We start from the raw sequence: 26,049 nt of genomic DNA on the forward strand, positions 1-26,049 counted from the left end.
TCTGTTCCCGATGTTTCCTAACTCTCTAGTAGCAAATATTACGTACTTTATTGATCGTTTCACAAGATGACGTGTGCTTTCACCACACTAAAATTTATGAATTAGGACAAGCGTCCTAACATCAACTTATAAAAGTAGGCTTTTAACCCTATCAATAATGTGGCTTTTCAACCACGCTTCGGCATTCAACCCTGCCTGTCCGTAGGCATTTTTTACTCGGGTTTATATTTGCTAGAAAACATCTTCTCATTTTCTAAGCCTTATAACTATACCATGTTTACAAGAGCTTGTAAAGGATTTTGTGAAACTTTTTTTAAAGAATTTCTTTTTTTGTTCGCGAAATAGTATTCAACAATAAAAAGAAACCGTTTAAAATTGAAATCAAAAAACAAAAGCAGGAACTAAATCGATTAGTTCCTTTGTTGAATCGTAAGTATAGTCAGTTATTCAAAATCTTATCTACTTATCTCGTGCTACTTGAACAGCTAGTTCAAAATCAGTCATCATATAATTTTCATCTAGGCGGATGAGACCATAGTACTCATTCCAAAATAGCGAATCGCTGTTGCTGGACCACTTTAATCCATACCATAGTTGAGTGACATCACTTGTATTTGATGGCGGAATTGACCATAGATGCTTCTTGAAAGTTTCTTGAACAAGAGAAACATCCAGTCGTGTAGTCAAGTCAAGTTCATTTAATTTGAAAGTAATAGAATGTTTTTTCGCTGCCTCAATACTGTCCTTGTTAAATCGAACCTGAATAACCTGAGAATCTTCTATAGCCACATCATGGTCCTCAGCACCGTAAAAGGAAATACTGCCCAGTACTATGCCATCTTTTGCTAGGAGATAGGGAGCGTAAGGAACAGCATTGCTATCAAGCCTGAAGCCTTTTTCGATGGTAACTGTTTTATCTCCAGGATACTTTTGGAAACTGTTACTTGTAAGGAGGTCTTCATAGTCGCTACCACCATCGCCCTGTCTTACATAGATGTCAAATCCAGCGTCCATCAGCTCACTGGATTTAGTTTCAGCTAAAATGATTTTACTTTCATTAATTTGCAAAATCGGTGCTTGAGGTGGCAAACCAATCGTGAGATTAAACATGACTCCTACTAGAAAGACAAGGAAGGTTATAAGGAGGGCAAGCATAGACTTCCCAGTTCGTTTTCTTGCATTGAAAAGGGCCATTAGAGCAGGTAGGAGGATCATTTTGGCTAAAATAGAATTCCCCACACCGCCTCTATTTAAGGTCTGAAAGGCAAAGATCCCTGCGATGACAATCAGTGTCAGGTAGATCAAAATCTCGCCTAGACCCAGTTTTTCTGTTCGAGTTTGTTGATTTACAGGAGTTTCGTACAATGACTGTCCATTCTCTTTCCTCTTTTTTAGAAAGAGATAAAAACCCAGACCTAGTAGCAGATTAAAGATTGCAAAAGCAATTAAAGTACCTATAATCACTGTTCTAGCCATGGCTCTCTACTCCTTTATGTTCTCTCACAAATCTTATCTTTCTCTTTAGTACCCAATTCCCAATCAATAAAACCAGCAAGAAGAAGGGGCCGCCTTCTATCAGCACAATGGGTAAAGCCACTAGAGCAATCATCAAAAAACTAGCTTTCTTTTGACGCCAACTACCGCCCCATTCACCGTTTATCAGTACCCCCAAATAGTCGATGTAGTCAGTAAACCAAGTCAAAAAGGGATTTTGAAAATCATTGAGCCTTAGGTAAATGAACATAGCAGAATTTAGAAAAACATAAAGAATTCCAAGGACTAGAATAATCTTTTGACTAGTTCGAGTAGCCTCTAGAACGATTTTTTCTCTGTTTTCTGGTTTTATTTCCTTGAGACTTGGGTTCTTACAAGAGAGTTTTTCAAATCTATAGACCAGAAATCGGTAGAGATAATACTTGTTTATATCACGCTTCATAAAACCCCCAATCTAGGAAAGACACTCAATTATAAATCATGGTTTAAACATCTAATTTCAAGGAATTTCCTTCCAAATAGACGGCTTTTGACTCAGTGATTTTGATTTTTTGATCCTCTGAAAAGCCAATGGTTTCACCATCCTTTAAGGTGACATCACTGCCTAAAACATACTGAAGAATAGACAAGAGAAAATAATATAGGTCATCGCTATTCATAAGAGACTCGATAATTTCAATCTCAGTTTTTCCAAACTCTTTCAAACCATAAGTGTAAATACTAGTTTTATCTCCCTGGTTGATAATTCCCATATAAATCCAGAGTTGAAGGGGAAGCATTTCTTCTTTCAAAAGGTCAGTCAGGTCTAGATAAAGATCTTTGGGTAAGAGCAAGGTGGTAGAACCCTGATAAATACCAATAGCTGATTGACTAGTTTTTAAGATAGAGGCATTGACTTTGGTTAATAGGGAATAAGTTTCTACTGGCGAAAGATTGTCAGACAGGATAGAAACAATGGCGTGTTGTGTGTGCTCCTGTGTTTCCTTCTCAACATCCTGCCAGAGGTAAGAATAGGCATACAATTCTTCAAATTCTTGACTTGGGATAGGCAAATCCATTAAAGCCAGCGCAACGAGAGCACCATCAATCACAAAGGTTGCACTAGAATCATCCCCAGAAACTTCAGAAATTTCAAGCGCCCAGTGAGATTTCAATTCCTGAACGACCTGGTCTAAAGAATAGGCCTGCTTGCCTTTAAAGAGGGGCATGGACAAGATCAGTTGTTTTTTCTTCTCTGACTTTTCTTTCTTACTAGTAAATAGATTTTTTAAAAAATTCATAGGACTTCTCCTTTTTCTCATATCAGTTGGGAAGCAAAGCTATCTTGCTTAAAGTGAGTCGTCATACCAAGTTTCCTCATCCTCAAAACCGTAGAATTTCTCATCAAGTAGCCAATTTCCATCCACCAATCTAAGTACAAACTGATGCTTCATTTCTAAAGCTTCTTGATAATGGGTGATGACTCTTGCTTCTTCAGCTTTTGTCATGATAAAATCTACAGAAAAATCATTCGTTTGAACATAGTTATACTCACTTGGGGAGCCATAAGAATTTCGAACTCCTCCTTCCAAGCATTTTTGAGTCACTTGTCCAGTCATAAGTTGGATTTGTCTATGAAAATAGTCATCCATAAGATCATTCCACTTTGGATGAACTTGATTTGCTGGGATGCTAAGGGCTTCTTTTTCCTTATCCAGTGCTCTGTTACGCTCAAAAATTTCCTCTTCTAACAAGGTTAAACTTTTGAGTAAATTAAGCAAGGGTGGGATGATTATTTCCGCCATGGCTCGATAGTTTTCAGGGGTATTTTTATAGTTCACTCTCATGATTACTCTCTTAACTTTCCTGGATTAATTGCTTTACTTCTATGTCTGAAAGTTGTCCATCCATGTAGAGTTTCCTAAGTAAATCTTTATCTACGGTAATTTCATAATAGTCAGTCACAAACTCATGAAATCTCTCAAAGCTATCAAAAAGGTAAGAGAGCAACCATTCTCCGCCATCCTGATCTTGGTAAGTGTGTTGATGCGCGTGACCGTCATACCAGATAAAGAAGGTTGTTTCATCTTTTTGTTCTTCTGAATAAAGTGAGACATACTTTTCATCCAGTCCATTATAAAAACCATCGATGATATCTTGATTCCACTCGTCAGCAGCAAACTGGCTTAAACTGCTTTCATGATCAAAGCCTTTTATGAGGATCAGTTTATCAGTCAAAATCACATCTAAAGAATCACCAGAGCCATTGTCAATAAGGTAGCGGAGTCCATAGTCTTCCTCAGTCTTAATCACAAGTCTGAGCCAATCCTCACTCGGATCTGTTAGATATTCGTCAATGACTAGCAAGGCATCTAAGCGAGTTTTTATCTTGTCCCAATTAATCTTTTTCATCTCTAAAAACCTCCATCTTATTTTTGCTATTTATCAAGATCACAAGCCCTATAACGAGCTGTTAGATAGCCTGAAAAGCTAATCTGAGGGATATTCCACTCATTAGGCAAATAAATGGAACAATCTACCTGATCACCTAGAGGGGAACTTGCTGAGAAGACATATCTTCCCAAATCCTCATTATTAAGATTTCTTTCAACTTGACTCAATCTGCTAGTATTGAACCAGTCTTTAAACAGTAGCCAGATTTGCTCGGCATCTTCGTTTAATAGGGTGACTTTCAAATTGTAGCTGATTCCGACTCTACATCTTTTTTTGAATCCTGACTCATCAGCCTTACAAACTTTTATGGATCCCTTATCATACTGCCAGTTATCACTATCTAATAGGGGAAATTGAACAGATAGATTGTCTTTAAATCCCTGCATAGTATCAAATAAATCTTTGGAGGCAGCTTCGAATAATTCTAGTTCTTCCATAGTCTTCTCTTTAATTTTCATAGCTAATCACATTTCGATTTAATCTGCATCAACCCAGATATGGTATTTTTGACAATGTAGACATCTAAACAAATAACCACAGATAGGCCCGTCTTTGACCAAGTAGTCTTCTACCTCTTGATATTCTTCACGCGCTTCATAGTCTTCCAAGACTTGCTCAGCGATTCCCATATCCTTCAATTCTCGAGTTCCAACTGTACCCAAGTAAGCACAATAATCTTGGCAACAAGAAAGCCAATATTCTCCCTGCCAACTAGAGTAGCCTGGGGTCTGACAAAAAAGCAGCTGATTCTTTTCTGGATCCAATTCACCCTGCCACTCGGCATCTTGGATAAATTCTGCATCGAATTTTTTAGCTGCTTGACCGTTTGCAATGCAAGTTGGGCAGAGATGTTCTATCTCTTCGATACAATAAGGTAGAAGGGTATAATAAAAATTGCTTTCTTTCCCACAAGATGGACAAACCTTGGCTTCTCCTTCAACAAATGAACCTGTAGCTAAAGGATCTGGATGATAGATAAAATGCGGCAAAGACTGTAATAGCTTCTGCCTATACTTCTTCTCCTCTTTTTTTAGAGGACGAGGAAGGGCAAAACGATTGCCATGACTCTGACTCATTTCTTGTAAACGGCTCAGTTTCTTTATCTGTTTTCGATCAGGTTTGTCTAAGATTTCGGTAAATAAGCTATAGGCACTAGCGTAGAGACCCAATTGTTCATAGAGGTCAACTAAGACTTTCTTAGCTTCTAAATCCTCAGACTTAGCTAATTCATCAGCCAAATCATAGAGTGCCGCAACACTGGAAGAATTTCCATCTTTAGCATGGTATTCCCTTGTCCGAGTGATATATTCTTGTAAATATGGATTCATCTGACCACCTTCCTAATGAATGACATAAAATCTTAACAAATAGTAACTAAGACATTTCCATTGAGCTCCAGAATCTTTTTGTAAAAGTCTTTCATTTTGACAAAGCAGGTTAAAATATCATCCTTGATTTCTTCCTCTTCCTCAAGATAATCCCAAATATCAGGATACAAGTCTGCTTTTTTACAAGCTTCCATACTAAAGTTAGCCATAGCTCTGTCCATGTCAAAACTTTCTAAAGCTTCTACGATCTCAGCTATCTTGTTTTTTTCAGTATAGGCCATATATTCAGATACATCCTCTAGAGGAGTCACTCCTAAAACCGCTTCTCTCAAGGGATTGTCATCCAAAAATTCTGAACTACTAAATCCTGTCATGACAAAGAGAAGAGCATCCCACATTTTGTCAATATCTAGTAAGATATCATGACTATCAGCGGAATCCTCTGCAAAATCTAACAAGTCATCTTCTTGATTGGAAAGACCTTTTATTTGATCTAATTCATCGTCTGGTAAATATTGATAATTGGCAATCATTCCCATGATTTTACTCCTTTGAATCAGTTAGTATTATACGGATCTTTCTAGCTCTATTTCCCTAGAAAATGCTATAATGGAGCTAAGAAATTGTTTTATTGAATGTTAAATAGGGGGAAATAGTAATGTTCACTAGTATTGTTTTGGGTTTTTATGCTCTTTTCTTTCTATCCTTGTCCTTTACTATCTATCTCTATATCAGACTTGTAGTTGCGGTCAGACAAGGGAAAGATGTCCCAAAATGGATCTATAAACTCGGCCATGCCATTCAAGGTAGAATTCACGTTGACTATGAAGAAATCACTGATGCCAATGCCCTTAAAGAGATTCATTGGTTCTTGCTGATCTATTTAATCGTAAACCTACTCGTATTGGCTGGCTTCTACTATCATGGCAATAGCTTCCCGCAAGCAGTTTATGAATGTTTGAAAAAACAATTTTTCATCGTACTTGTTAGTATGGTTATAAAAAGTATCGGCAAATTAATCGTATTAGCTATAAGAAAAAACTTTCAAAACAGTCATGCCTATGCATCAACCAATGCTTTTATTGGGACAGTTTTTTTAACAAGCTATGTGTTTATGTTCTGCATCATGATGAGTGGTCTTCCAGCTCAACCTGTTCCAGTCACCATTCAAAATACCACAGTCATTATCGGAGAGACCAAGGCTTCCGAGCTTTTAGAGCAAGGTTTCACCTTCGAAGATAAAGGTGCAGATAGTCCTATTACCAATCCAAAAAACGACCATTTCTACTACGGTCAGCTTCTCGAAATCAAGCGTGAAGATCAGTCCTATGGTTTTATGACCCTTACTCCTACTGGCAAAGATACTGATCAACTCAAAAACTGTGTCATTACCTACTATAGAACGCCTAAGGATGCCCATCAATTGCAGGGAATTTCTATCAATCATGTCAGTTTAGCAAATCTCAAGCTCCAAGATTTTCAAACAAGAGAATTAATCGATATCTTTGAAGTCAATCCTGCTGATTACAATGTCGCTGAGACGGACGCAAACTACATCCTAACCATTCAAACAGCAGATTACGACCTCTGGAAAAGATACAGGATTGAAGCCAAGTTCAATTCAGATGGTTCCATAGATAGTTATGGTGTTAGAGCTCAACACAGTATGTGGGAATAATATCGTATCATTTCAATACGAGCAAGTATAAGATTAAGTAAATGATTAAAAACTACTTAATCTTATGCTTGTTCATTTTTTCTTGGAAAATATCTGTCAGAATTTGGCGCAATTCTTCTCTTTCCTTCTCAGGAATCTCACCACTTCTCTTGGCAACTGCGTAGAGCTCTGGATGTTCGATAGAAATACGCTTTATTGTCCGAGTTGTTGCGTGTTTTCGCACGAAAAAGGGAATGCGTTTGATCCATTCCTGAGGTACTAGGGCAAGGATTTTCGCAGCGGTTTCCTTATCGCTAATCTCAGATGTTGTCAATCCTTGCTTAATCATCTCTTGTTCTTTCTCAGTAAAATCTTTTAATTCCATATATCTACTCCTTATCTTCAACAACTTGTTTTTGTATGAGAGCTATTCTAACTATTCATGAAAATGGTTTATCTAGATACTCACGTGTATGTTTCCCTCTGTTAAAAAATTCTTATTCTTTCGGTTGAGAATAGACTTCGATATGCTGACCTAGTACCTTGATTTCTACAGGTAGATTATCGGATTTGTCACCATCAACATCCGTTTCCAACTCAACATCTGAAGAAATTTTAATATTTCGAGCTTTCAGATACTCGATATTGTCATTTACGACAACATCCCCTTTTAATAAATCAGGTATAACTGACAATTTAGTAAGAATTGACGCATCTTTTAGAATCAAAATATTAGCATAACCATCCTTGTCTTCATTAAAGATTTTTTTGTCAGCGAAATAATTTGTGAGGAGAACTAAAACATGACTGGCTGGGCCAATGTAATTACCATTATCAGTCTCAACTGTAATGTCAAATGCTTGATCTGTAACCACAGACTTCATGGTATTAATCGCATAGGCGAGCATACCAAACTTTGTTTTATCTTCTATCCCAACGTTGTGGATAGCTTCTGGCAAAGAGCCAATACTAAAGATATAACCAAAATAATTTCCATTTGATTTTCCAATATCAATCTTGTTGGTAGAACTGAAATCAAGCTCGTCAATAGCACTATCAATATCCTGAGAGATTTCTAATAGTTTCGTAATGAGATTTCCAGTTCCCCCTGGGATAATCGCCAGTTTAGGAATATAGTCTTTCTCAGCAATACCAGAGATTACTTCATTGACAGTCCCATCTCCACCAAAAACAAGAACTGCATCATACTGCTCTCGAGCAGCTTCTTCTGCAAAGTTTGTTGCATCTTGCGCTTTTTCCGTAATTTTAATCTCTACATCATCAAAGTAGTCTCTAGCTTTATTCTCCAGCTTCACCTTATAATCTAGAGCTTTTTCACCTCCAGAGGTAGGGTTGATAATTAACATTACTTTTTTCATTGATTTTCTCCTTGAATTTTAAATAGAAATGTTAGAGTTGCTATATATTTCATTACATATAATGCTATTATATAATGAAACCTCAGAAAAAAGAAATCAGACGTACTAAAGATTAATTTATAAAAACATAGAAAAAGTGTTTACTAAGAATTTTAAGCATATAAAATATAGTTTGAATAAAGATTAGTAAATTATATCAGACGACTAGCTTCTAAATATTATCACTTAACTATCTAAAATAAAGAAACCATTTTATTAATCTGTCCACCATTAAATCCAGCTTGCGCGAAAATTTCTTTAAAAATTTCTTTTACCTCGTCCTCCTCTTCTTTCTTCCAATCCCCATGAAATTCATTCTCGATTCGGTAGCTTCTTTGAATAATCACTTTTACATGATTGATTAAAAATTCTTTTGCTAATTTATGTTCATTTGCTTGAAGAATATCTAAATTACTTTTTTCAATGAATAAATGTTATCACCATTAGGATATGAAATAATATTTTTTATGATTAAACTATCCTTGTCAAAACAATCTTCAAAAAAGAAATCAGTGATGAATTTGTTTAGATCTTCACCCCAGTTTTCTTTAATCCAATCTCTCCAGTTTTGATGTGGCCCAGCTTTAAGACAATTAATTATTGTATCCATTTTTAGAAGCCAGTTATCTCCTCCATATCGTCCTGGTCTAAAATTCCCAACAGTAGGCATCATATTTCCACACCAATAGTAAACAATAGCAAAAGCTTTAAAATAAGGTTCTAAGTCATGTGGTATTTCTAAATCATCTTTTAATATCCAATCTTTTATTTCTTTACCACCTTTCAAGCTAGGTTCAACATTGGTAATTTTTTTATATGGAACAGTGATTGAAGTAAGGATGTCAGCCGTAAGTGCAATCCCTTTTGATTTATTGACAAGCAAATGAGCTCCCTTATATCCTGATTTTGATTTTTCTTTGTATGCTTCAATCTCATTATATTTTTGGGCATCCATTAAAGTATTATATTGATTAACTGAGTTTTAAAACTTAATAATCTCCCAATCATCTTCCTCATAAAAAGGATACTTCTTATAAAAATCCATTGCCTTTTTACGTACTTCAAATTCACAAGTGACATTATCACTATCTGTAATATCTACTTTATTAATAAAATCAGTTACTTGCATCATAAAATATCCTCCATATTTTTAGTTTTTATAAATCCGTTTAAAAAGACAAATAGATGTGGGTAAATCTACACTAGCTCACTATTTACTCCGTCTTCAGAAAAAATATCCTCGACTTGCTCAAAATTGCTTAAAATGATTGTCGCTTATTTTAAACTTAGATACTGCTTTAATTCAGCTAAGTCAACAGCAATCAAATCAAAAGGTTTTAAATCCTCTAAATTATAAAACAAGACATGTATAATAGCTAGTTAAAAATTCAGATTTTCAAAACAAAGGCACTTCTATTGAACTACCTCGCCATACTCTTTTATTTTATCTGCATATTTAGTTAAAAGATTCTTTGAATAAACTTTTTCATTCTTTGAATTTCTAACTTCTTTCCAAAGAATAGAAGCTACTTTTAGTTTATCCGAGTAATTACGACTATTTTCGTCTGCACAGAAATCCTTTAGAAATTGATTCCATTGACAAACCGAATGATCATACTTGGCATAATCTGATTTTCCATAATAAACTTTTAGCATATCTTGGATTGTAAAACTCAAATCATGTTCTTTTTTCACTTTTCTCCAAGCAGTGGCCATATCAGCAGTAAATTTAAAGGGGGAAACACCTGTTAAAGTTGAGAAATATTCTCTAAAGTATGCATTAAAGGAGAATCCACATTCAAGTAAGGGCGTATCTAAGGCAACGACTTCTACTTGTTTCTTTTTCATTTTTATTGATGATTTTTTAATCAAATTACCCTTAAAGTACTGCTCAATAATATGATTGAGTTCTTGTTTTGTACCTCTATATTCAAGCCCTAATGACTTGCATATCTGTGAAAGTTCATCCCGATACCAATAGTATTTATTAAATTCATCAAAGGATGAGATTTTTTCAAACTCAGGTCTGCTCTCTATCAATATAACACCTCCTTAAAGCCAATTTAGGTTTTCATTTCTAAATAATGTAGTTTTAGTTTCTTTAGTTTGAGGATTAGCAACGTTTCACTAACAAACTAATACACTCAGCGGTTCGAACTTACCGTATCATCCGTGAAAAAACAATCCTCACAAAATAAAGAAAAATCCTTCGTTTTGATATTGTTCCATTCGTAAACTAAACCTACAATATCTCCAATAATTGCTCCTAGCATCCGTTTCCTCCTTATGGCATATCAGATTCGTTACACATTTCTAATGAGTCACTCTTTAAAAATGGCACCACCAAATCAATCCACTCATAAGGCAGGTAAGCTGATAAATAACCGTGGTTATACCCTTTTGCTTCATACAAAATCGTATTTGGACGAAGCTGCTGAAACAATCTAGCTGACTCTTTCACACAGTTCAATTCTTTTTCACCATAGATATACAGAACCTGAGCCTTGCTAGCAGAAATCGTATCCTTTAGCTTGTAATGCCCCATATAGGTTTTGTAAATGGTCACCAATGTTTTGACAGGCGTCCTTGGCAAATCCTCTAAATAATAAGCTTTTATTTCCTCTGGATAAGCCAGTTTAGGATAGAGTTTGTCCATCATGCTTAACTGAAGTTTGCAAGAGAATTTATTGAACATCAATTTACCAAATAGAGACACTAGAAAGATGCTGATTTTAGCTAACCTTGGTTGAGGAATACAGAGGCTTCCATCTATGATGGCCTTCTCAGCAATTTCACTGTCTAAAGACAAAAGCTCCATGGCAATTTGACCACCAAGTGAAACACCACCGATTGCAAACAATTTCCCACCACAGTTTGCTTTGATATAGTCTAGAATCTCCAAAGCAGAATCTTCAGTAGAAACATAATCAAGTTGATATTCCTCGCCGTGGCCATTCAAAGTGGGTAGAATAATACGGTATTCTTCTGACAAGATTCGTGCTTGACGAAGATAATTCCACCAAGAACTGCCACCACCATGTATCAGTAAGATAGGAGGCAAATTCTTATCACCAAATTCATGGAATTTCATGTTTAAACTCCTTACTGTAGAACTTTCACTAGCTAATTTTCCTTGTTCAATCAGCTCGTACAAGCAGTGACACCGCCTCAACATGATACGTCTGTGGAACTCAAAAGGTTCGGGGAACCTTTTGAGGATTAACTACGTTTCACTAACAAGCTTACACACTCAACATGATGCGTCTGTGGAAATAAATCCACTGGTTGGACTTTCTTCAACTCATATCCCAACTCTTGGTAGAGTTTGATATCACGCGCCATGGTTGCCACATTACATGAAATATAAGCGATGCGGTCTGCTCCTGTTTGAGCGCTTGCTTCGATAAAGCTCTCGGTCAAGCCTTTGCGTGGAGGATCAACCAAGATAACACTTGGTTGAATACCTTCCTTGAGCCAATTCTTCATGGCATTTTCAGCAGTGTCACAGACATAGCGGGCATTTGTGATATTGTTTAATGCAACATTCTTCTGGCTATTCTCAACTGCTTCTGGGATGACCTCTACACCATAAACTTCTTTAACATGCTTGGCGACTGATAATCCAATCGTTCCAATACCCGAATAAGCATCGATCACCACATCATCTTCCCTTAACTCTGCAAAGTCAATAGCTGTCTGATAGAGCTTCTCTGCCATTTCTGTATTGACCTGATAAAAGGCTGGGCCAGCGATTTGGAAGTCATTGCCTAACATTTGGTCTGTAATGTAGTCTTGACCATAAAGAGTCTTCCACTCCTTACCAAAAATCGCATTGGTATTTCGGTCGTTGATATTTTGCATGACAGACACAATCTCTGGGAACTGCTTGATGACTTGTTCAATCAATTGGTCGACACGAAAAACTTTCGGACGAGTTGTTACTAAAATGACCATGATTTGTCCTGAATAATGACCACGTCGCACCACAAGGTTCCGAATCAAGCCAGACTGCTCCTTTTCGTCATAAGGTTTTAAATCAAAACGACGAAGCAAATCGCGTAGAACTACTACGACTTGGTCAATGACAGGATCCTGGATGAAGAAATCTTCAAGGGGCATAAGGTCATGCGAATTTTTACGGAAAAAGCCAGTTTCCAAGATACCATTCACTCGACGAACGGGCACCTGTGCCTTATTGCGATACTTGACTGGATGTTCCATACCGAGCGTTTCAGCGACCTCTACATCTGTAATACCAGCAATCTTGTAGAGACTGTCTTTGACTTGCTTGCTTTTAAACTTGAGCTGCTCTGGATAGGCAAGATGCCCCAAATCAGCGATGCCTGAACGCAGATATGCTAGGTCAAGGTCTTGGTTACGATATGGAGAGTAAGTAAGGTATTCCTCAACTTTTCCATAGCCAATCTTTTTATTGACCTTAAGGACTCGCATGAGGATTTTCTCAGTTGGTAGAGCATTTTCTACAAAAAAAACCAAACCATCTACCTTAGCAACCCCAGCACCTTCATGGGTCAAATCGACAACTTCAACTTCTACAATATCATTTTTTTTTAACATATTTTTCACTTTCTATCGGCCGACAAAAAAAGACGGCAACATTTCTGTTACCATCTATTATATCATGAAATGACCTAAGCACCAAAACTCTTGAAGAAGTTGACAATGGCCTGCCAAAGGGAACTCAAAAAGTTGCCCCCGTCTTCTAGTGCTTTATTGGCATCAAAGTTGAGGTTAATATTTTTGAAGCTATCTCCAGCTTGGGAGACAATGCTTTGCTTGAGATCATTTAGGGTTTTAGTGAAATCAGCATTGTTCAAAATGTCACTCTTAGAGAGGTTGAGTGCAAAATTGATGATGATATTGACCTGGTTTCCTGTTATAACCTGATCGAGTTTGTAGTTTTTTAGCGTGTCTTCAACGATTTTGCGGACATCTTCTTCTGTCAGATTACCTTTGGCTTCTTTTGCCTTTGCGATTCCTGCCTTGATATCTGCCAAAGCGACATTGAGTTTATTGGCATCGTAGCCTGATTTGTCCTTGTTTTCTGCGTTGATATCGGATAAGGCTTTTAGCTCCTCTTGGGCCAAGTCTTTATTGGCTTGCGGTACTTTGGCACCATTGGCCTCTAACGAGTAGTAAATCCCTGCTAGGGCGCTCTCTCCTGTAACTGGAATGGGTGCTGCAACTGTGATTTTGGCATGCTCCACTCCCAGTGTTACTGCAGCGTTACGGTACATATCCTGCGTCACCTTGGTGATGTTTTCAGGCGTTTCAATCTTGACTTCTAGAGGCGACTTATCACCCAGCTTTTGAATCTTAGCTGACGAATAGAGCTGTAGGCTAGCATCATTAGCCACATTCATAATTTTCGAGTAGATATCAGGTGTCATAGTTTTGATATCTTTGGTGTCTTTTGATGCGTCATAGCCAAGTTTGCTAAGAGTTTGATTTTTCTGGTCTTCAGATAGAGAAGAACCTAGGACATATTCGGGTTGTACATAGGTTTCATCGATTACTTTTTGAACATTGGTTGCTGCGTGGACGCTCGCCATAGCTGTTGCAGCCCACAATACTGCAGCACTTGTTAGAAAGAATTTCTTTCTCATGGGATATTCCCTCCTTTACCTTTCTAGGGTAATAAAACAATCTTAAAGAAAACTTATAGTGAAAAAACACCTGGTCTAGCCAGATGTCGAAAAGAGAGTGAAACATTTTATGATGTAAAGGTTTAGCTGTACCTGTCTAGAATAGTAATAGTTTCCACCATTTACATAGAGTTCAGCTCCGTGAAAGATAGAAATAGGGTGAATATAACTATAGGTCTTTCCAGTGGTATTGCCAAGGATTGGGGCAACAGTCTCACGGGAATAACGCTTGGCCAGTGCTAGTGTATTTTTCTTGCCATTCTGAGCGATAAAGTCTATATAGGCAGGTCCAAAATTATAGGCTTGAACGGCAGTCCAGACATCTACTCCCTTGCTCTGAGCCAGATAGAGGTTATCTGTTAGAGTTTGAATCCCTTGACGAATACTGGAGGCATTGTCATTGATAGTGTTGGTTGAGCCACTTGCAGACTCACTAGACTGCATGACATCCCCTTCTTTTCCCTTCGTTTCGGTATAAATCATAGCGAGCACAAGCTCTTCATTGGCTGGAGTATCTTTTTCACTCAAGATTTCTCGAACCATAGGTTGATAAGTCATGACTTGTTTAACATCCTGATGGATATGATAAGCTTTGTATCCTGCGAAAAGGAAGACTGCTAGCACAAGCACTCTTCTTATAAATTTAAACATTATTTACTTTGAATATCCTCGATATTTTTGATTAAGATAGAATAGGTTCCATTGTCATTTTGGATAAACTCGACCGATTCTGCGTCTTGATAGACGTTATTGGGAACGATGAGCTCGATTCCATTTGACAAGGAAAGCTTTTGGTTTTCAAATTTCTTGAGCTGACGACTTGCATCAATTTCATCGAACTGGACTGGTTCTGGTACGGCTTCCTTTACTTGGTCGATAAAGCTCAAACGAGCTGTCAGATTGTTGTCAAAAAGGTCATTAGCCAATTTCTCGGGTGACAATTCATTGCTTTCTTCCAGATTGTTAAAAATCGCTGTTTTGACCTTGGATTGGAATTGAAAATCATCGGTGTTAAAGGACTCTGCAATTCTCTGGGCCGTTTTTTCCAGTTCCTTGATGGATTTCTTGGGCGAAATCTTAGGTGCAACAGCTAGGAGATTATCTGAAAAATAGTTCAAAAAAGTCCCATTGTACTTGATGCGTTTTTCAATCAGATGGTACTTGCGACTTTGAAGATTGACCACCAAGGCCTCATCAGCCCCCGTTCCAAATCCAGGCAGGTTATTTTGAGTTAACTTGATTGGGTTATCAACTTCTCCACCGAGGTGGGTCAAGGTCTCACGTAGAGCAATTCGCAAGAAAGCAAAATGTTCAACACCTTCTTTAGAAAACTGTACAAAAACCAAGTCATTGGTCTTGAGATTTTCAGAAATGCTAAACTCCTCTTTCCAGAGATTAGCCAGTGTTACTGATGTCTCCAACAAATCATCTGTGATGTGATTGAAGAAGGGATTTTCTTCTTCGAAAATCCCAGTCTTGGCTTCATCTGAATACACGCGTTCGATTTTTTTACGTAGGTATTCTTCGATTTTTGGAGTGATATTGAGAAACTTATCCGCTAGAAACAACTCAGTATCGTCTGGGCTGAACTGATGGATAATAGCTTTCTTAATATAAATGTCCATAAAAGTATTAGTCCTCGTATAGTGGGAAGGCATCTGTCAACGCTTTGACTTCACTTCTCACTTCTTCTAAGACAGCCTCATTTTCTGCATTCTTAAGGGTTTTAATGATGAGTTCAGCTACTTTACGGCTTTCTTCTTCACCAAAACCACGTGCAGTGATGGCTGCAGATCCGATACGAATCCCACTTGTCTTGAATGGTGACAAGGTTTCGTAAGGGATTGAGTTTTTATTTAGGGTAATATTAACCTCATCTAGCAAGTTTTGAGCAACTTTTCCGTTTTCTACAACCTTAGTCACATCCACTAGGAAGAGGTGGTTTTCAGTTCCGCCAGAAATGATACGAAAATCAGGGTCTTGCAAGAAGACTTCAACCATAGCCTTGCTGTTTTTGATGACATTAGCAGCATATTCCTTGAAGGCTGGATCCAAAACTTCTTTGAAGGAAACCGCCTTAGCAGCGATAACATGCTCCAAAGGACCACCTTGAATACCAGGGAAAATAGCTGAGTTGATTTTCTTAGCTAGCTCCTCATCATTTGTCAAAATCAAACCACCACGAGGTCCACGAAGGGTTTTGTGGGTCGTTGTTGTAGTGATATGAGCGTATGGTACTGGGCTTGGGTGAAGACCAGCTGCCACCAAACCAGCGATATGAGCCATATCGACCATGAGCTTAGCTCCAACAGCATCTGCGATTTCACGGAATTTTGAGAAGTCGATAATTTGAGAATAGGCTGAAGCGCCCGCTACGATTAGTTTTGGTTTTACTTCTTGGGCTTGTTTCAAGATAGCATCAAAGTCCAAGAGTTCTGTTTCAGGATCCACACTATAAGAAACAAAGTTGTAGGTTTGACCAGAGAAGCTAACAGGAGCGCCGTGGGTCAAGTGTCCACCTGCTGCCAAATCCATCCCCATAACGGTATCACCTGGCTCAATCAAGGCCATGTAAGCAGCACAGTTGGCTTGGCTTCCTGAGTGAGGTTGGACATTGGCAAATTTAGCCCCGAAAATTTCTTTCGCGCGTTCAATAGCTAAAGTTTCTACAACGTCTACCACATCTGTTCCACCATAATAACGGCGTCCTGGGTAACCTTCGGCGTATTTATTCGTCAAGATAGACCCTTGAGCTGCCATAACCGCCTTGGAAACCACGTTTTCCGAAGCAATCAACTCGATGTTGTTTTGTTGGCGTTCTTCTTCTTTGGCAATAGCATTCCAGAGATCAGCATCGTATGCTTTAAAATCGTCTTTGTCAAAAATCATAGGTCTTCTCCTTTATAATATGACAGGTCTTTTAGTTTAAGAAAATATACTAAAAGATGCGAATAAACCGTTTCTGCACTTTATCACAAGTATAACCAACTTTTTCATAAAATGCGTGAGCACCCAGACGATGATCAGCAGAGTTTAAGCGGATAAACTCATAGCCCCGTCTTTTTGCTTCTTGATCCAACCCTTGCAGTAAGCTTTTACCGATACCTCGTCCTTGTGCTTGAGGCGAAACCGCTAAGCCTAAGATATTAAATCCTGCTTTGGAATAGAGAGATTCATAAACTTCAGCATGGACATATCCAAGTAAGACATGATTGGCTGCATCCTCATAGCCAAGTAGGAAATGATGAGAATCCTGAGATAATTTAGCTAGTTGACTAGCTGTGTCCTCTGGACTAAAAGAATAACTCAAAGCCTCTTGGTTAATCTCACATATAGCATTCACATCTGTTTCTTGCAAATTTCTTAGCATCTCATTCCTCCTCAAAAGAAATCTCTGGCAACCGAGCAAGAATATCTTCTTGTTTAATTGCGCCTTGGCGCAAGATTTTCACCTTGTCTCCAGACAAATCCAAAATCGTCGAATCCTGTCCAGTTAGAAAAGCGTCGTCCTCCAGACCCAGAACCTCTTGGTCAAAATCCTCTAGAATTTGAGCAAAGGTCACTCCACTTGCCTGACCTGAGATATTGGCAGACGGCCCAATCAAAGGACCTGTCTCTCGAATCAAATCCAGTGTAATGGGGTGACTCGGCATCCGAAATCCCACCGTTGCAAGACCAGAGTTGACCCAATAGGGAACTCGGTCATTGGCTTCGAGGATAATGGTCAAGGGACCTGGTAAAAAGGTCTCTACAAGTTTTTCTAGATAAGTTGGCTGATTCTTTGAAAAGTGTAAGATGTCCTCTAGAGAAGCGACATTAAGATTGAGTGCCTTATCTCTGGGACGACGTTTGAGTTGGTAAACATGGTCGACAGCTTTTTCGTCTAAGGCCTTAGCAAAGAGACCATAAACTGTCTCGGTTGGTAGAACAACAGCCCCGCCCTTTTCTAACTCTTGTCTAATCCTGTCCATCATCAACTACAACCATCCTATCTTGACCAAACTGGTCCTTGAGTGTTCGTACTCGTTTTTCAGGAAGATATTTCCTAAAAAGCGCAGGAACACTTTGACCTTGCTTGTATCCAATTTCAAGGTAAATCTTACCACCATCTGTGAGATAGTCTTTTGCATCTTCCGCAATTCTGCGGTAAATAGCTAGGCCATCCTCATCTGCAAAGAGAGCTAGATGAGGTTCTGAATGCAAAACATTCAAACCAACCTCTGACTCATCTTCACGAGAGATATAGGGTGGATTGGATACAATTATATCATATTTTTCAGAAATTTCTGCAAAACAATCCGATTTTTTAAAAAATATATTAAGATTTTGATTGCTAGCATTCTCTGATGCAAGCTGCAAAGCGTCTTGGGAAATATCTGCTGCTATCACTGACCAATCTGGTCTGTTTTTAGCTAATCCAAGGGCTATAGCGCCACTTCCAGTCCCGATATCTAGGACATTAAGATTTTCCTCAGGATTTTCTGTGAGGATGAGCTCCACCAACTCTTCTGTTTCTGGACGAGGAATCAAAACCCGCTCATCTACTTTTAACCGCATTCCAAAGAAATCTGTATGACCGATAATGTACTGGGCAGGTATATGTTCTGCTAATTTCTTGTAAATTTCCTCCACAAACTTTTTTTCTTCCTCTGTTACTTCTTTCTGGAGGGCAAAGGCAAAGTCTGTAAAAGAGAGTTTTTTCAGGCGACGATAGACAAAAGAGAGGCTTTCAGCTTCCTCTCCTTGTCTAATCAACTCTTCTTCAAAATATGAAAATAATTGAGTTAATTTCATTATTTGTTTAATTCTTCTAATTTTTGTGTTTGGTCATAAAGAACCAAGGCATCCACAACTTCATCCAATTTACCAGACAAAATGGTATCTAGTTTTTGGAGGGTCAAACCAATACGGTGGTCTGTAACACGGTTTTGTGGGAAGTTATAAGTACGGATTCGTTCTGAACGGTCACCAGTACCGATTGTTGATTTACGCTCAGCGTCTTGTTCATCTTGAGCAATCTGAGCAAAATGGTCAGCAACACGCGCACGGATGATTTTCATGGCCTTCTCACGGTTCTTCTGCTGGGTACGTTCTTCCTGCATCTCAACCTTGATATTGGTTGGCAAGTGAACAATACGCACGGCAGTCGCAACCTTATTGACGTTCTGTCCACCAGCACCTGATGCGTGGTAAATATCAACACGAAGGTCTTTTGGATCAATATCGTATTCAACTTCTTCCACTTCAGGCATGACAAGCACTGTCGCTGTCGAAGTGTGTACACGGCCTTGGCTTTCTGTCACAGGGACACGTTGGACACGGTGGGCACCAGACTCATACTTGAGTTTAGAGTATACAGACTGACCAGAAACCATGGCAACCACTTCTTTGAAACCACCAACACCATTCATAGAAGCTTCCATTACTTCAAAGCGCCAGCCTTGTGCTTCCGCATACTTTTGGTACATAGTTAGAAGGTCTCCGGCGAAAAGTGCCGCTTCGTCACCACCAGCCGCTCCACGGATTTCAAGGATGATGTTCTTGTCATCGTTTGGATCCTTTGGAAGGAGCAAGATTTTCAATTTTTCTTCATACTCTTCTTTTTCAGCCTTGGCATCTTTGAGCTCTTGCTTGGCCATTTCTTCCAAGTCCGCATCTCCGCCTGATTCTTTAATCATCTCCTCGGCATCGACGATGTTTTGAAGGACTTGTTTGTACTCACGGTAGGCTGTTACTGTGTCACGAGTTGAAGCCTCTTCTTTTGAAAGCTCCATGAATCGCTTGGTGTCTGAAACGACATCAGGGTCACTCAGTAATTCTCCTAATTCTTCATAACGGTCTTCTACAGCTTGTAGTTGATCATAAATGTTCATTTTTTCTCCTTAGTTCTCAATTGTTAAATCATAGATTGCTACTACTTCGTTCTCAAATATTTCCCCAGTTTCTTTAAATCCATAACTGAGGTAACAAGATCTTGCATGTTCATTTTCTGGTTCATAAGACAACCAAAGTTTATTGCCTAAACCTGCTGGCGCTGTCCGAACATAGTCCAGCACTTTATCCATAATTGGTTTAAAATATCCTTGATTTTGAAAATTCTTATCAATCATAAAACGAAATAGTAAATAATTTCCACTACTAATTCCGATCTTTTTATCATAAGCTATCATCACAAAACCTATAATTGAATCATTATCATAAACTGCCAATGGAGCTACAAAATCTCCATTTTTAGTGTAGACATATGCTTCAGCTAAACTAATTGCGTTGGTTGCAATGAATTGCTTTTGATATTCCTTGACATCCAAATTCAAAACATCAAAATAATTTTCCATTGTAACATCTCTTAGTTCAATTGTCATAGTTATGCTCCTTGTTAGATGCTATCATTGGCGCAAAATAATGTTTTCGGCAGACTGAGATATAAGTTTCATTTCCACCGATCTGAATTTGTTCTCCATCATAGACTGGCACGCCATCCTGCGTACGCAACACCATAGTCGCCTTTTTCTTACAGTACTGACAAATGGTCTTGATTTCGTCAATCTTGTCTGCTAAGAGCAAGAGGTATTTGGAACCTTCGAACAATTCATTACGAAAGTCATTCTTCAAACCAAAAGCCATGACAGGTATGTCTAACTCATCAACAACACGAGCTAGGTCGTAAACATGGTGACGCTTGAGAAACTGGGCCTCATCAACCAACACACAGTAAGGTTTTTCAGGTAAGTTTCGGATATAGCCGAAGATATCTGTCGTTTCCTCAATCGCAATGGCTGGGCGTTTCATGCCGATTCGACTCGACACATAGCCAACACCGTCACGCGTATCCAGAGCCGAAGTCATAATCACAACTCCCTTTCCTTGCTCCTCGTAGTTATAGGCCACCTTGAGAATCTCAATCGTCTTACCAGAGTTCATGGTCCCATAACGATAATACAACTGTGCCATGCTTCTATTTCACGTCCATTTCTAAATTTTTGCTACATTCTAGTATATCATAATTTTCTGAAGCTTTAAACGGCAAAATGTGGTAAAATAGAAGAAATCAAAAACTAGTGGAGGAAGCTATTATGCCATTTGTACGTATCGATTTATTTGAAGGACGCACGCTCGAGCAAAAGAAAGCTCTTGCTAAGGAAGTAACGGAAGCTGTTGTCCGTAACACTGGAGCCCCTCAATCAGCTGTTCATGTCATCATCAACGACATGCCAGAAGGAACTTACTTTCCTCAAGGGGAAATGCGCACCAAATAAACCAGCTTAAGCAGAATTGCTTAGGCTTTTTCAATCTCCAAGTAGCATCCATTGAAGAAATAGTCTAATTTTGTTACAATTTGAAGAGATGCTTGGATACATATCCTAAGAAAAGAAATACAAAAGGAATTAGTATGATTACACGTGAATTTGATACCATCGCTGCTATCTCTACTCCACTAGGTGAAGGAGCCATTGGTATTGTCCGCTTGAGCGGAACTGACAGTTTTGCCATTGCGCAAAAGATTTTTAAAGGCAAAGACTTGAGTAAGGTTGCTAGCCATACCCTTAACTACGGTCACATTGTTGACCCTTTGACTGGTAAGGTCATGGACGAGGTTATGGTTGGGGCTATGAAGTCTCCAAAGACCTTCACTCGTGAGGATATTATCGAGATTAACACTCACGGTGGGATTGCGGTGACCAATGAGATTCTCCAACTAGCTATCCGTGAAGGAGCTCGGTTGGCAGAACCTGGTGAATTTACCAAACGCGCCTTTCTAAACGGTCGCGTGGACTTGACACAGGCTGAGGCAGTGATGGACATCATCCGTGCTAAGACAGATAAGGCCATGAATATTGCAGTCAAACAATTGGACGGTTCTCTTTCTGATCTTATCAATAATACTCGCCAAGAAATCCTCAATACGCTTGCCCAAGTAGAGGTCAATATCGACTATCCTGAGTATGATGATGTTGAGGAAGCTACTACTGCTGTTGTCCGTGAGAAAACTATGGAGTTTGAGCAATTGCTAACCAATCTCCTTAGAACAGCTCGTCGTGGTAAAATCCTTCGTGAAGGAATTTCAACTGCCATCATCGGCCGTCCCAACGTTGGAAAATCCAGCCTCCTCAACAACCTCTTGCGTGAGGACAAGGCCATCGTTACAGATATCGCTGGTACTACCCGTGATGTCATCGAAGAATACGTCAACATTAACGGGGTTCCTCTCAAATTGATTGATACAGCTGGAATTCGGGAAACAGATGATATCGTGGAACAAATCGGTGTCGAGCGTTCGAAAAAAGCCCTTAAAGAAGCCGACTTGGTACTACTAGTATTAAATGCCAGTGAACCACTGACCGCCCAAGATCGCCAACTCTTAGAAATCAGCCAAGATACCAACCGCATTATTCTACTTAATAAAACTGATCTTCCTGAAGTGATTGAAACTTCGGAACTACCAGAAGATATCATCCGTATTTCAGTTCTTAAAAACCAAAACATTGATAAGATTGAGGATAGAATCAACGACCTCTTCTTTGAAAATGCTGGTTTGGTCGAGCAAGATGCTACTTACTTGTCAAATGCCCGTCATATTTCCTTGATTGAGAAGGCTGTTGAAAGCTTGCAAGCTGTTAATGAAGGGCTGGAACTGGGGATGCCAGTTGATTTGCTTCAAGTTGACTTGACTCGTACTTGGGAAATTCTCGGTGAAATCACTGGAGATGCCGCACCTGATGAACTCATCACCCAACTCTTTAGCCAATTCTGTTTAGGAAAATAAGAAAAATCCATGATCATTCATTCGGTCATGGATTTTATTGTCTTTATTAGTAATCTGGTCTAAGGACACCTGTTACAGTTGCCTTAGTTGCTTCGTAGTCGCCATCTACGACAACTTTGATAATGCGTTTGGCATCTTCTTCTGGTGCTGGAACTAGAGGTAGACGAGTTGGACCAGCTTCAAATCCCATATAGTTCAAAACTGCCTTAACTGGAGCAGGACTTGGATAAGAGAAGAGGGCATTGACTTTAGGAATGAACTTACGTTGAATAGCTGCAGCTTTCTTCATATCGCTTTCTGCAATAGCAGTCAACATCTCGTGCATTTCATCTCCATTTGTATGAGATGCAACAGAAATAACCCCGTCCGCACCAAGGTTCATGGCATGGAAAGCATCTCCGTCCTCACCAGTATAGACCAAGAACTCTTCTGGCTTGTGTTCAATCAAGTAAGCCATATTGGCCAAGCTCGTACATTCTTTGACACCGATAATATTTGGATGATCAGCCAAACGAAGCATGGTTTCTGGAGTTAATTCCACTACTACACGCCCTGGAATGTTATAGATGATAATAGGTAAGTCAGAAGCATCTGCAATAGCCTTAAAGTGCTGATACATTCCTTCTTGTGAAGGTTTGTTGTAGTACGGTACGATCGCAAGTCCAGCTGCGAAACCACCAAATTCCGCGACTTCTTTGACAAATTCAATCGAGTCACGTGTATCATTGGTACCTACACCCGCAATCAAAGGAACACGTCCATTGACAATCTTTTGTACAGCCGCAAAGAGTTCCAACTCCTCATCGTGGGTTAAAGTTGGACTCTCAGCAGTCGTCCCAGCAAGGAGAATGCCGTCTGTGTGATGGGCCAACAAATGCTCAATCAAGGCTGGTATGGCATCAAAGTTGATAGAACCATCCTCGTGGAAAGGGGTAATAAAGGCCGTGATGATTTTACACTCTTTTAAATCTTGATAAGACATGAGAAACACCTCTCTATTTCAAAGAAGGAGTTCATCTGAACTCCTAAACGATATGACTATTTTAATTCAAATTTTAACTCAGCTGTTGGACGAACCAATCCACGTTCGTGAAGTGTTTCTGCAATCTGAACGGAGTTCCAAGCAGCACCTTTGAGAAGGTTATCTGAAACAACCCACATGTGGATTCCTTTTTCTGCATCCAAGTCTTTACGGATACGACCAACAAAAGTATCACGCGAACCCACTGCATTGACAGCTTGAGGATAGATTTGGTGCGCTACGTTATCCTCAAGAACAGCACCAGGGAAGGCCGCGATAGCCGCTTTCACTTCTTCGATTGGGGCTACTTCTTTTGTTTCGATATAAACTGACTCAGAGTGAGCTGACAAAACTGGAATACGTACACAGGTTGCAGATACTGCAATGCTATCATCTTCCATGATTTTCTTCGTTTCCTTAGTCATCTTCATCTCTTCGTATGTGTAATCATTGTCAGTGAAGACATCGATTTGTGGAAGAGCGTTAAAGGCGATAGGATAGTGTTTCTTGTCACCACCTGAAGGCAAAATTTCCGCATGCAAATCACGTGGGTTCACACCATCATTCAAGACTTCACGAAGTTCACGTTGTGTTTCAAGAATCGCTCCCATACCAGCACCTGAAACAGCCTGATAAGTTGAAACGATGATACGGTCCAAGCCCCATTTTTGGCGGATCGGCTCAAGCGCCACCATCATTTGGATTGTTGAACAGTTAGGACAGGCAATGATCCCATTATGAGCATCAAGTGCATGAGCGTTTACTTCTGGAACAACCAATGGTACATCTGGATTTTGACGGAAATAAGATGTATTATCCACTACTACCGCACCAGCTTGAACTGCGTATGGTGCATACTTAGCTGATGTCGAACCACCTGCTGAGAAGAGTGCAATATCAACACCCCCAAAAGCTGTCTCAGTCGTTTCTTCAATCGTAATATCTTGGTCTTTAAATTTCAAAGTCTTGCCTGCTGAACGTGCAGAAGCAAGGTAACGGACTTTATCGATTGGAAGTGTAGATTCTTCCAACATTTTTATCATCTGAGCTCCGACAGCACCTGTCGCGCCGACTACAGCAACTGTATATCCCATAAATAACCTCTTTCGGAATTTTCTAAAAATTTCTATAATAGATGTATTATACTACTTTTTCAAGAAATTGAAAAGCATTTTTAGACTATATTTTCTGAAAATTAAAAATCCCTAGTCATTGACCAGGGACTAAGAGGCATCTTCATGTGATGAGCAGGTTCACACAACTCATCAAGGTCCGCTCCTGCGTTGTGACCTCCTTATGCTCAATAGCAGTCCGAAGACTACCTATCGACTCATCGCATCTACTATTCTACTAGATAGAGTCACTTTTGTCAACAGCCAAAACGCTTTGCTTCATTTATACAGGTGCATAAGAAATATCTTTGAAAAATTTGGGGCAGACATAACAAAAACCCTTGTAAATAAGGGTTTTTCTATCTATTTAATGCTAATTGCCGGGATTGAACCGGCGACCTCATCCTTACCATGGATGCGCTCTGCCAACTGAGCTAAATCAGCTTACCTAAAAAGTATACTATAGTTCCTAGTTCTTGTCAAGCGCTCTCTTTTAATTTTATGGAATGAAAAAAGCTAGATTTAGCAAGAATCTAGCTTATAAACTTCTTATCTTGTTAGATCGATTCGGCGCCCTAATTTTCCGATTAAAATAGCACCTACGATAAGTGATGCAAACTCACCAATTCCCGTAGAGAACCATGTAAAGAAGAATGGAGCTTCTGCAACAATATAGAGTTCTGCTGCAATGGTAATCATTGAAATAGAGAAGAGGATTGAAAAGAAGAAATGATCTTTTCGAATCAAACCATTAAACAAATAGTCTTTCTTGTACTTGCTAAAAAGCCATACACCTAGACTTAGGAAAACTAGGGTAGAGCCCCCGCCGACAAAGACATCTATTGGACCAAAGCTAAAGAAATTAGCAATCATACATCCAATCGTCACACCGATGATGTATTTAGGATTGTAAAAAGCCAAGAAATTCATCATCTCTGAAATACGGAACTGGTAGGCGCCGTAGCTAATGGCATTCAGCGGTGGGGTGATGGTCAAAACCACATAAATAGCAGCGACAATAGCGATATCTGCCATATCACGAACAGTTAATTTTTTCATGTTTTCTCCTTTAGCGGTTTCCCGCGTAAAATATGCTTGGTGAAAGAAGTTAAGCACCAAGGGTTGAGATTATCAACCTTACCAGTATAGCACAATA

Annotated in this window: 32 protein-coding genes, 1 tRNA gene and 1 riboswitch; of the genes, 3 read left to right on the top strand and 30 right to left on the bottom strand. The window is 39.1% G+C overall.

The genetic code is table 11. The features are described from left to right. Positions 1-459: 459 nt before the first annotated feature. The 8 genes from HMPREF1149_RS03180 to HMPREF1149_RS03215 are packed head-to-tail and all read right to left on the bottom strand — an operon-like array spanning position 460 to position 5,794. Positions 460-1,476: a hypothetical protein gene (locus HMPREF1149_RS03180; protein WP_000124742.1), complete on the bottom strand. Its 1,017-nt coding sequence runs from the start codon at positions 1,474-1,476 to the stop codon at positions 460-462. Then, the gene (locus tag HMPREF1149_RS03185) at positions 1,469-1,936 is read right to left on the bottom strand and encodes a hypothetical protein (RefSeq protein ID WP_000817468.1); all 468 of its coding nucleotides are present in this window, start codon (positions 1,934-1,936) and stop codon (positions 1,469-1,471) included. Before HMPREF1149_RS03185 ends, HMPREF1149_RS03180 begins: the two co-directional genes overlap by 8 nt. A gap of 43 nt (positions 1,937-1,979) precedes the next feature. Further along, entirely contained in the window at positions 1,980-2,774 is a 795-nt protein-coding gene (locus tag HMPREF1149_RS03190; RefSeq protein WP_001010102.1) for a DUF4261 domain-containing protein, read from the bottom strand. 48 nt (positions 2,775-2,822) lie between these two features. Continuing rightward, positions 2,823-3,320 carry a hypothetical protein gene (locus HMPREF1149_RS03195; RefSeq protein ID WP_001265714.1) on the bottom strand — a complete coding sequence of 166 codons (498 nt, stop codon included), beginning with the start codon at positions 3,318-3,320 and terminating at the stop codon, positions 2,823-2,825. Between the two features lie 10 nt (positions 3,321-3,330). After that, positions 3,331-3,885, bottom strand: coding sequence for a hypothetical protein (locus HMPREF1149_RS03200; protein WP_000723612.1), 555 nt, complete (start codon positions 3,883-3,885; stop codon positions 3,331-3,333). A 26-nt stretch (positions 3,886-3,911) separates the two neighbouring features. Next, the gene (locus tag HMPREF1149_RS03205) at positions 3,912-4,385 is read right to left on the bottom strand and encodes a hypothetical protein (protein WP_029710809.1); all 474 of its coding nucleotides are present in this window, start codon (positions 4,383-4,385) and stop codon (positions 3,912-3,914) included. A gap of 18 nt (positions 4,386-4,403) precedes the next feature. Continuing rightward, on the bottom strand, positions 4,404-5,255 hold the full coding sequence (locus HMPREF1149_RS03210) for a CbrC family protein (protein ID WP_001070498.1): 852 nt from the start codon (positions 5,253-5,255) through the stop codon (positions 4,404-4,406). 32 nt (positions 5,256-5,287) lie between these two features. After that, positions 5,288-5,794, bottom strand: a complete 507-nt coding sequence (locus tag HMPREF1149_RS03215) for a YfbM family protein (RefSeq protein ID WP_000525324.1) — start codon at positions 5,792-5,794, stop codon at positions 5,288-5,290. A 119-nt stretch (positions 5,795-5,913) separates the two neighbouring features. Here HMPREF1149_RS03215 and HMPREF1149_RS03220 point away from each other — a divergent pair, with 119 nt between their 5' ends. Beyond that, positions 5,914-6,933, top strand: a complete 1,020-nt coding sequence (locus HMPREF1149_RS03220) for a hypothetical protein (protein WP_000495211.1) — start codon at positions 5,914-5,916, stop codon at positions 6,931-6,933. 52 nt (positions 6,934-6,985) lie between these two features. On the opposite strand, the gene HMPREF1149_RS03225 is transcribed toward HMPREF1149_RS03220, so the two are convergent. From HMPREF1149_RS03225 to HMPREF1149_RS03300, 18 genes are all read right to left on the bottom strand, one after another. Then, positions 6,986-7,297: a hypothetical protein gene (locus tag HMPREF1149_RS03225; RefSeq protein ID WP_000420576.1), complete on the bottom strand. Its 312-nt coding sequence runs from the start codon at positions 7,295-7,297 to the stop codon at positions 6,986-6,988. A 112-nt stretch (positions 7,298-7,409) separates the two neighbouring features. Then, complete coding sequence (locus HMPREF1149_RS03230) at positions 7,410-8,291, bottom strand: diacylglycerol/lipid kinase family protein (RefSeq protein WP_000757441.1); 882 nt, start codon at positions 8,289-8,291, stop codon at positions 7,410-7,412. Between the two features lie 445 nt (positions 8,292-8,736). Next, a complete protein-coding gene (locus HMPREF1149_RS03235) occupies positions 8,737-9,285 on the bottom strand; it encodes a hypothetical protein (protein ID WP_000339990.1) in 549 nt (182 codons plus the stop codon). Positions 9,286-9,312: 27 nt separating this feature from the next. Next, entirely contained in the window at positions 9,313-9,462 is a 150-nt protein-coding gene (locus tag HMPREF1149_RS11445) for a hypothetical protein (protein ID WP_000983966.1), read from the bottom strand. A 281-nt stretch (positions 9,463-9,743) separates the two neighbouring features. Then, positions 9,744-10,370 carry an SAP domain-containing protein gene (locus HMPREF1149_RS03240; protein ID WP_000573127.1) on the bottom strand — a complete coding sequence of 209 codons (627 nt, stop codon included), beginning with the start codon at positions 10,368-10,370 and terminating at the stop codon, positions 9,744-9,746. Between the two features lie 104 nt (positions 10,371-10,474). After that, positions 10,475-10,603 (bottom strand): hypothetical protein, encoded by a 129-nt coding sequence (locus tag HMPREF1149_RS11225; protein WP_000899997.1) that lies wholly within the window; start codon positions 10,601-10,603, stop codon positions 10,475-10,477. Positions 10,604-10,614: 11 nt separating this feature from the next. Continuing rightward, the gene (locus tag HMPREF1149_RS03245; RefSeq protein ID WP_000668458.1) at positions 10,615-11,421 is read right to left on the bottom strand and encodes an alpha/beta hydrolase; all 807 of its coding nucleotides are present in this window, start codon (positions 11,419-11,421) and stop codon (positions 10,615-10,617) included. 128 nt (positions 11,422-11,549) lie between these two features. Further along, positions 11,550-12,908: a 23S rRNA (uracil(1939)-C(5))-methyltransferase RlmD gene (rlmD, locus tag HMPREF1149_RS03250; RefSeq protein WP_000914616.1), complete on the bottom strand. Its 1,359-nt coding sequence runs from the start codon at positions 12,906-12,908 to the stop codon at positions 11,550-11,552. Between the two features lie 74 nt (positions 12,909-12,982). Beyond that, a complete protein-coding gene (locus HMPREF1149_RS03255; protein ID WP_001227375.1) occupies positions 12,983-13,957 on the bottom strand; it encodes a DUF1002 domain-containing protein in 975 nt (324 codons plus the stop codon). A 75-nt stretch (positions 13,958-14,032) separates the two neighbouring features. Then, positions 14,033-14,647: a cell wall hydrolase Pmp23 gene (pmp23, locus tag HMPREF1149_RS03260; protein ID WP_025170428.1), complete on the bottom strand. Its 615-nt coding sequence runs from the start codon at positions 14,645-14,647 to the stop codon at positions 14,033-14,035. Continuing rightward, positions 14,647-15,621, bottom strand: a complete 975-nt coding sequence (locus HMPREF1149_RS03265; protein ID WP_000356111.1) for a nucleoid-associated protein — start codon at positions 15,619-15,621, stop codon at positions 14,647-14,649. Before HMPREF1149_RS03265 ends, pmp23 begins: the two co-directional genes overlap by 1 nt. Positions 15,622-15,628: 7 nt before the next feature. Further along, positions 15,629-16,885, bottom strand: a complete 1,257-nt coding sequence (gene glyA, locus HMPREF1149_RS03270; RefSeq protein ID WP_000575505.1) for a serine hydroxymethyltransferase — start codon at positions 16,883-16,885, stop codon at positions 15,629-15,631. 49 nt (positions 16,886-16,934) lie between these two features. After that, positions 16,935-17,366 (bottom strand): GNAT family N-acetyltransferase, encoded by a 432-nt coding sequence (locus tag HMPREF1149_RS03275; protein WP_000945730.1) that lies wholly within the window; start codon positions 17,364-17,366, stop codon positions 16,935-16,937. A gap of 1 nt (position 17,367) precedes the next feature. Continuing rightward, positions 17,368-17,970 carry an L-threonylcarbamoyladenylate synthase gene (locus tag HMPREF1149_RS03280; RefSeq protein ID WP_000969277.1) on the bottom strand — a complete coding sequence of 201 codons (603 nt, stop codon included), beginning with the start codon at positions 17,968-17,970 and terminating at the stop codon, positions 17,368-17,370. Continuing rightward, entirely contained in the window at positions 17,954-18,790 is an 837-nt protein-coding gene (gene prmC, locus HMPREF1149_RS03285; RefSeq protein WP_000779318.1) for a peptide chain release factor N(5)-glutamine methyltransferase, read from the bottom strand. The genes HMPREF1149_RS03280 and prmC overlap by 17 nt, the downstream gene beginning before the upstream one ends. After that, a complete protein-coding gene (gene prfA, locus HMPREF1149_RS03290) occupies positions 18,790-19,869 on the bottom strand; it encodes a peptide chain release factor 1 (protein WP_001028815.1) in 1,080 nt (359 codons plus the stop codon). Before prfA ends, prmC begins: the two co-directional genes overlap by 1 nt. Before the next feature lie 9 nt (positions 19,870-19,878). After that, complete coding sequence (locus tag HMPREF1149_RS03295) at positions 19,879-20,358, bottom strand: GNAT family N-acetyltransferase (protein WP_000151332.1); 480 nt, start codon at positions 20,356-20,358, stop codon at positions 19,879-19,881. Beyond that, a complete protein-coding gene (locus tag HMPREF1149_RS03300; protein WP_000068134.1) occupies positions 20,348-20,947 on the bottom strand; it encodes a thymidine kinase in 600 nt (199 codons plus the stop codon). The genes HMPREF1149_RS03295 and HMPREF1149_RS03300 overlap by 11 nt, the downstream gene beginning before the upstream one ends. A gap of 122 nt (positions 20,948-21,069) precedes the next feature. Between HMPREF1149_RS03300 and HMPREF1149_RS03305 the strand changes: the two genes are divergently transcribed. After that, positions 21,070-21,252, top strand: a complete 183-nt coding sequence (locus HMPREF1149_RS03305; RefSeq protein ID WP_001117401.1) for a 4-oxalocrotonate tautomerase — start codon at positions 21,070-21,072, stop codon at positions 21,250-21,252. Positions 21,253-21,386: 134 nt separating this feature from the next. After that, a complete protein-coding gene (gene mnmE / locus HMPREF1149_RS03310) occupies positions 21,387-22,760 on the top strand; it encodes a tRNA uridine-5-carboxymethylaminomethyl(34) synthesis GTPase MnmE (protein WP_000632738.1) in 1,374 nt (457 codons plus the stop codon). A 46-nt stretch (positions 22,761-22,806) separates the two neighbouring features. Here mnmE and dapA read toward each other — a convergent pair whose 3' ends face one another. The 4 genes from dapA to HMPREF1149_RS03330 form a co-directional block, all read right to left on the bottom strand. Next, on the bottom strand, positions 22,807-23,742 hold the full coding sequence (gene dapA / locus HMPREF1149_RS03315; protein ID WP_000121610.1) for a 4-hydroxy-tetrahydrodipicolinate synthase: 936 nt from the start codon (positions 23,740-23,742) through the stop codon (positions 22,807-22,809). Between the two features lie 56 nt (positions 23,743-23,798). After that, positions 23,799-24,875, bottom strand: a complete 1,077-nt coding sequence (locus HMPREF1149_RS03320) for an aspartate-semialdehyde dehydrogenase (protein ID WP_000542500.1) — start codon at positions 24,873-24,875, stop codon at positions 23,799-23,801. A 389-nt stretch (positions 24,876-25,264) separates the two neighbouring features. Beyond that, positions 25,265-25,337 (bottom strand) — tRNA-Thr (locus HMPREF1149_RS03325). A 105-nt stretch (positions 25,338-25,442) separates the two neighbouring features. Further along, positions 25,443-25,952 carry a QueT transporter family protein gene (locus HMPREF1149_RS03330; RefSeq protein ID WP_000737309.1) on the bottom strand — a complete coding sequence of 170 codons (510 nt, stop codon included), beginning with the start codon at positions 25,950-25,952 and terminating at the stop codon, positions 25,443-25,445. After that, positions 25,950-26,046, bottom strand: a riboswitch (PreQ1 riboswitch). It overlaps the preceding gene by 3 nt. Positions 26,047-26,049 lie beyond the last annotated feature (3 nt).

The organism is Streptococcus sp. BS35b (genome assembly GCF_000286475.1).
Lineage (GTDB): Bacteria > Bacillota > Bacilli > Lactobacillales > Streptococcaceae > Streptococcus > Streptococcus oralis_W.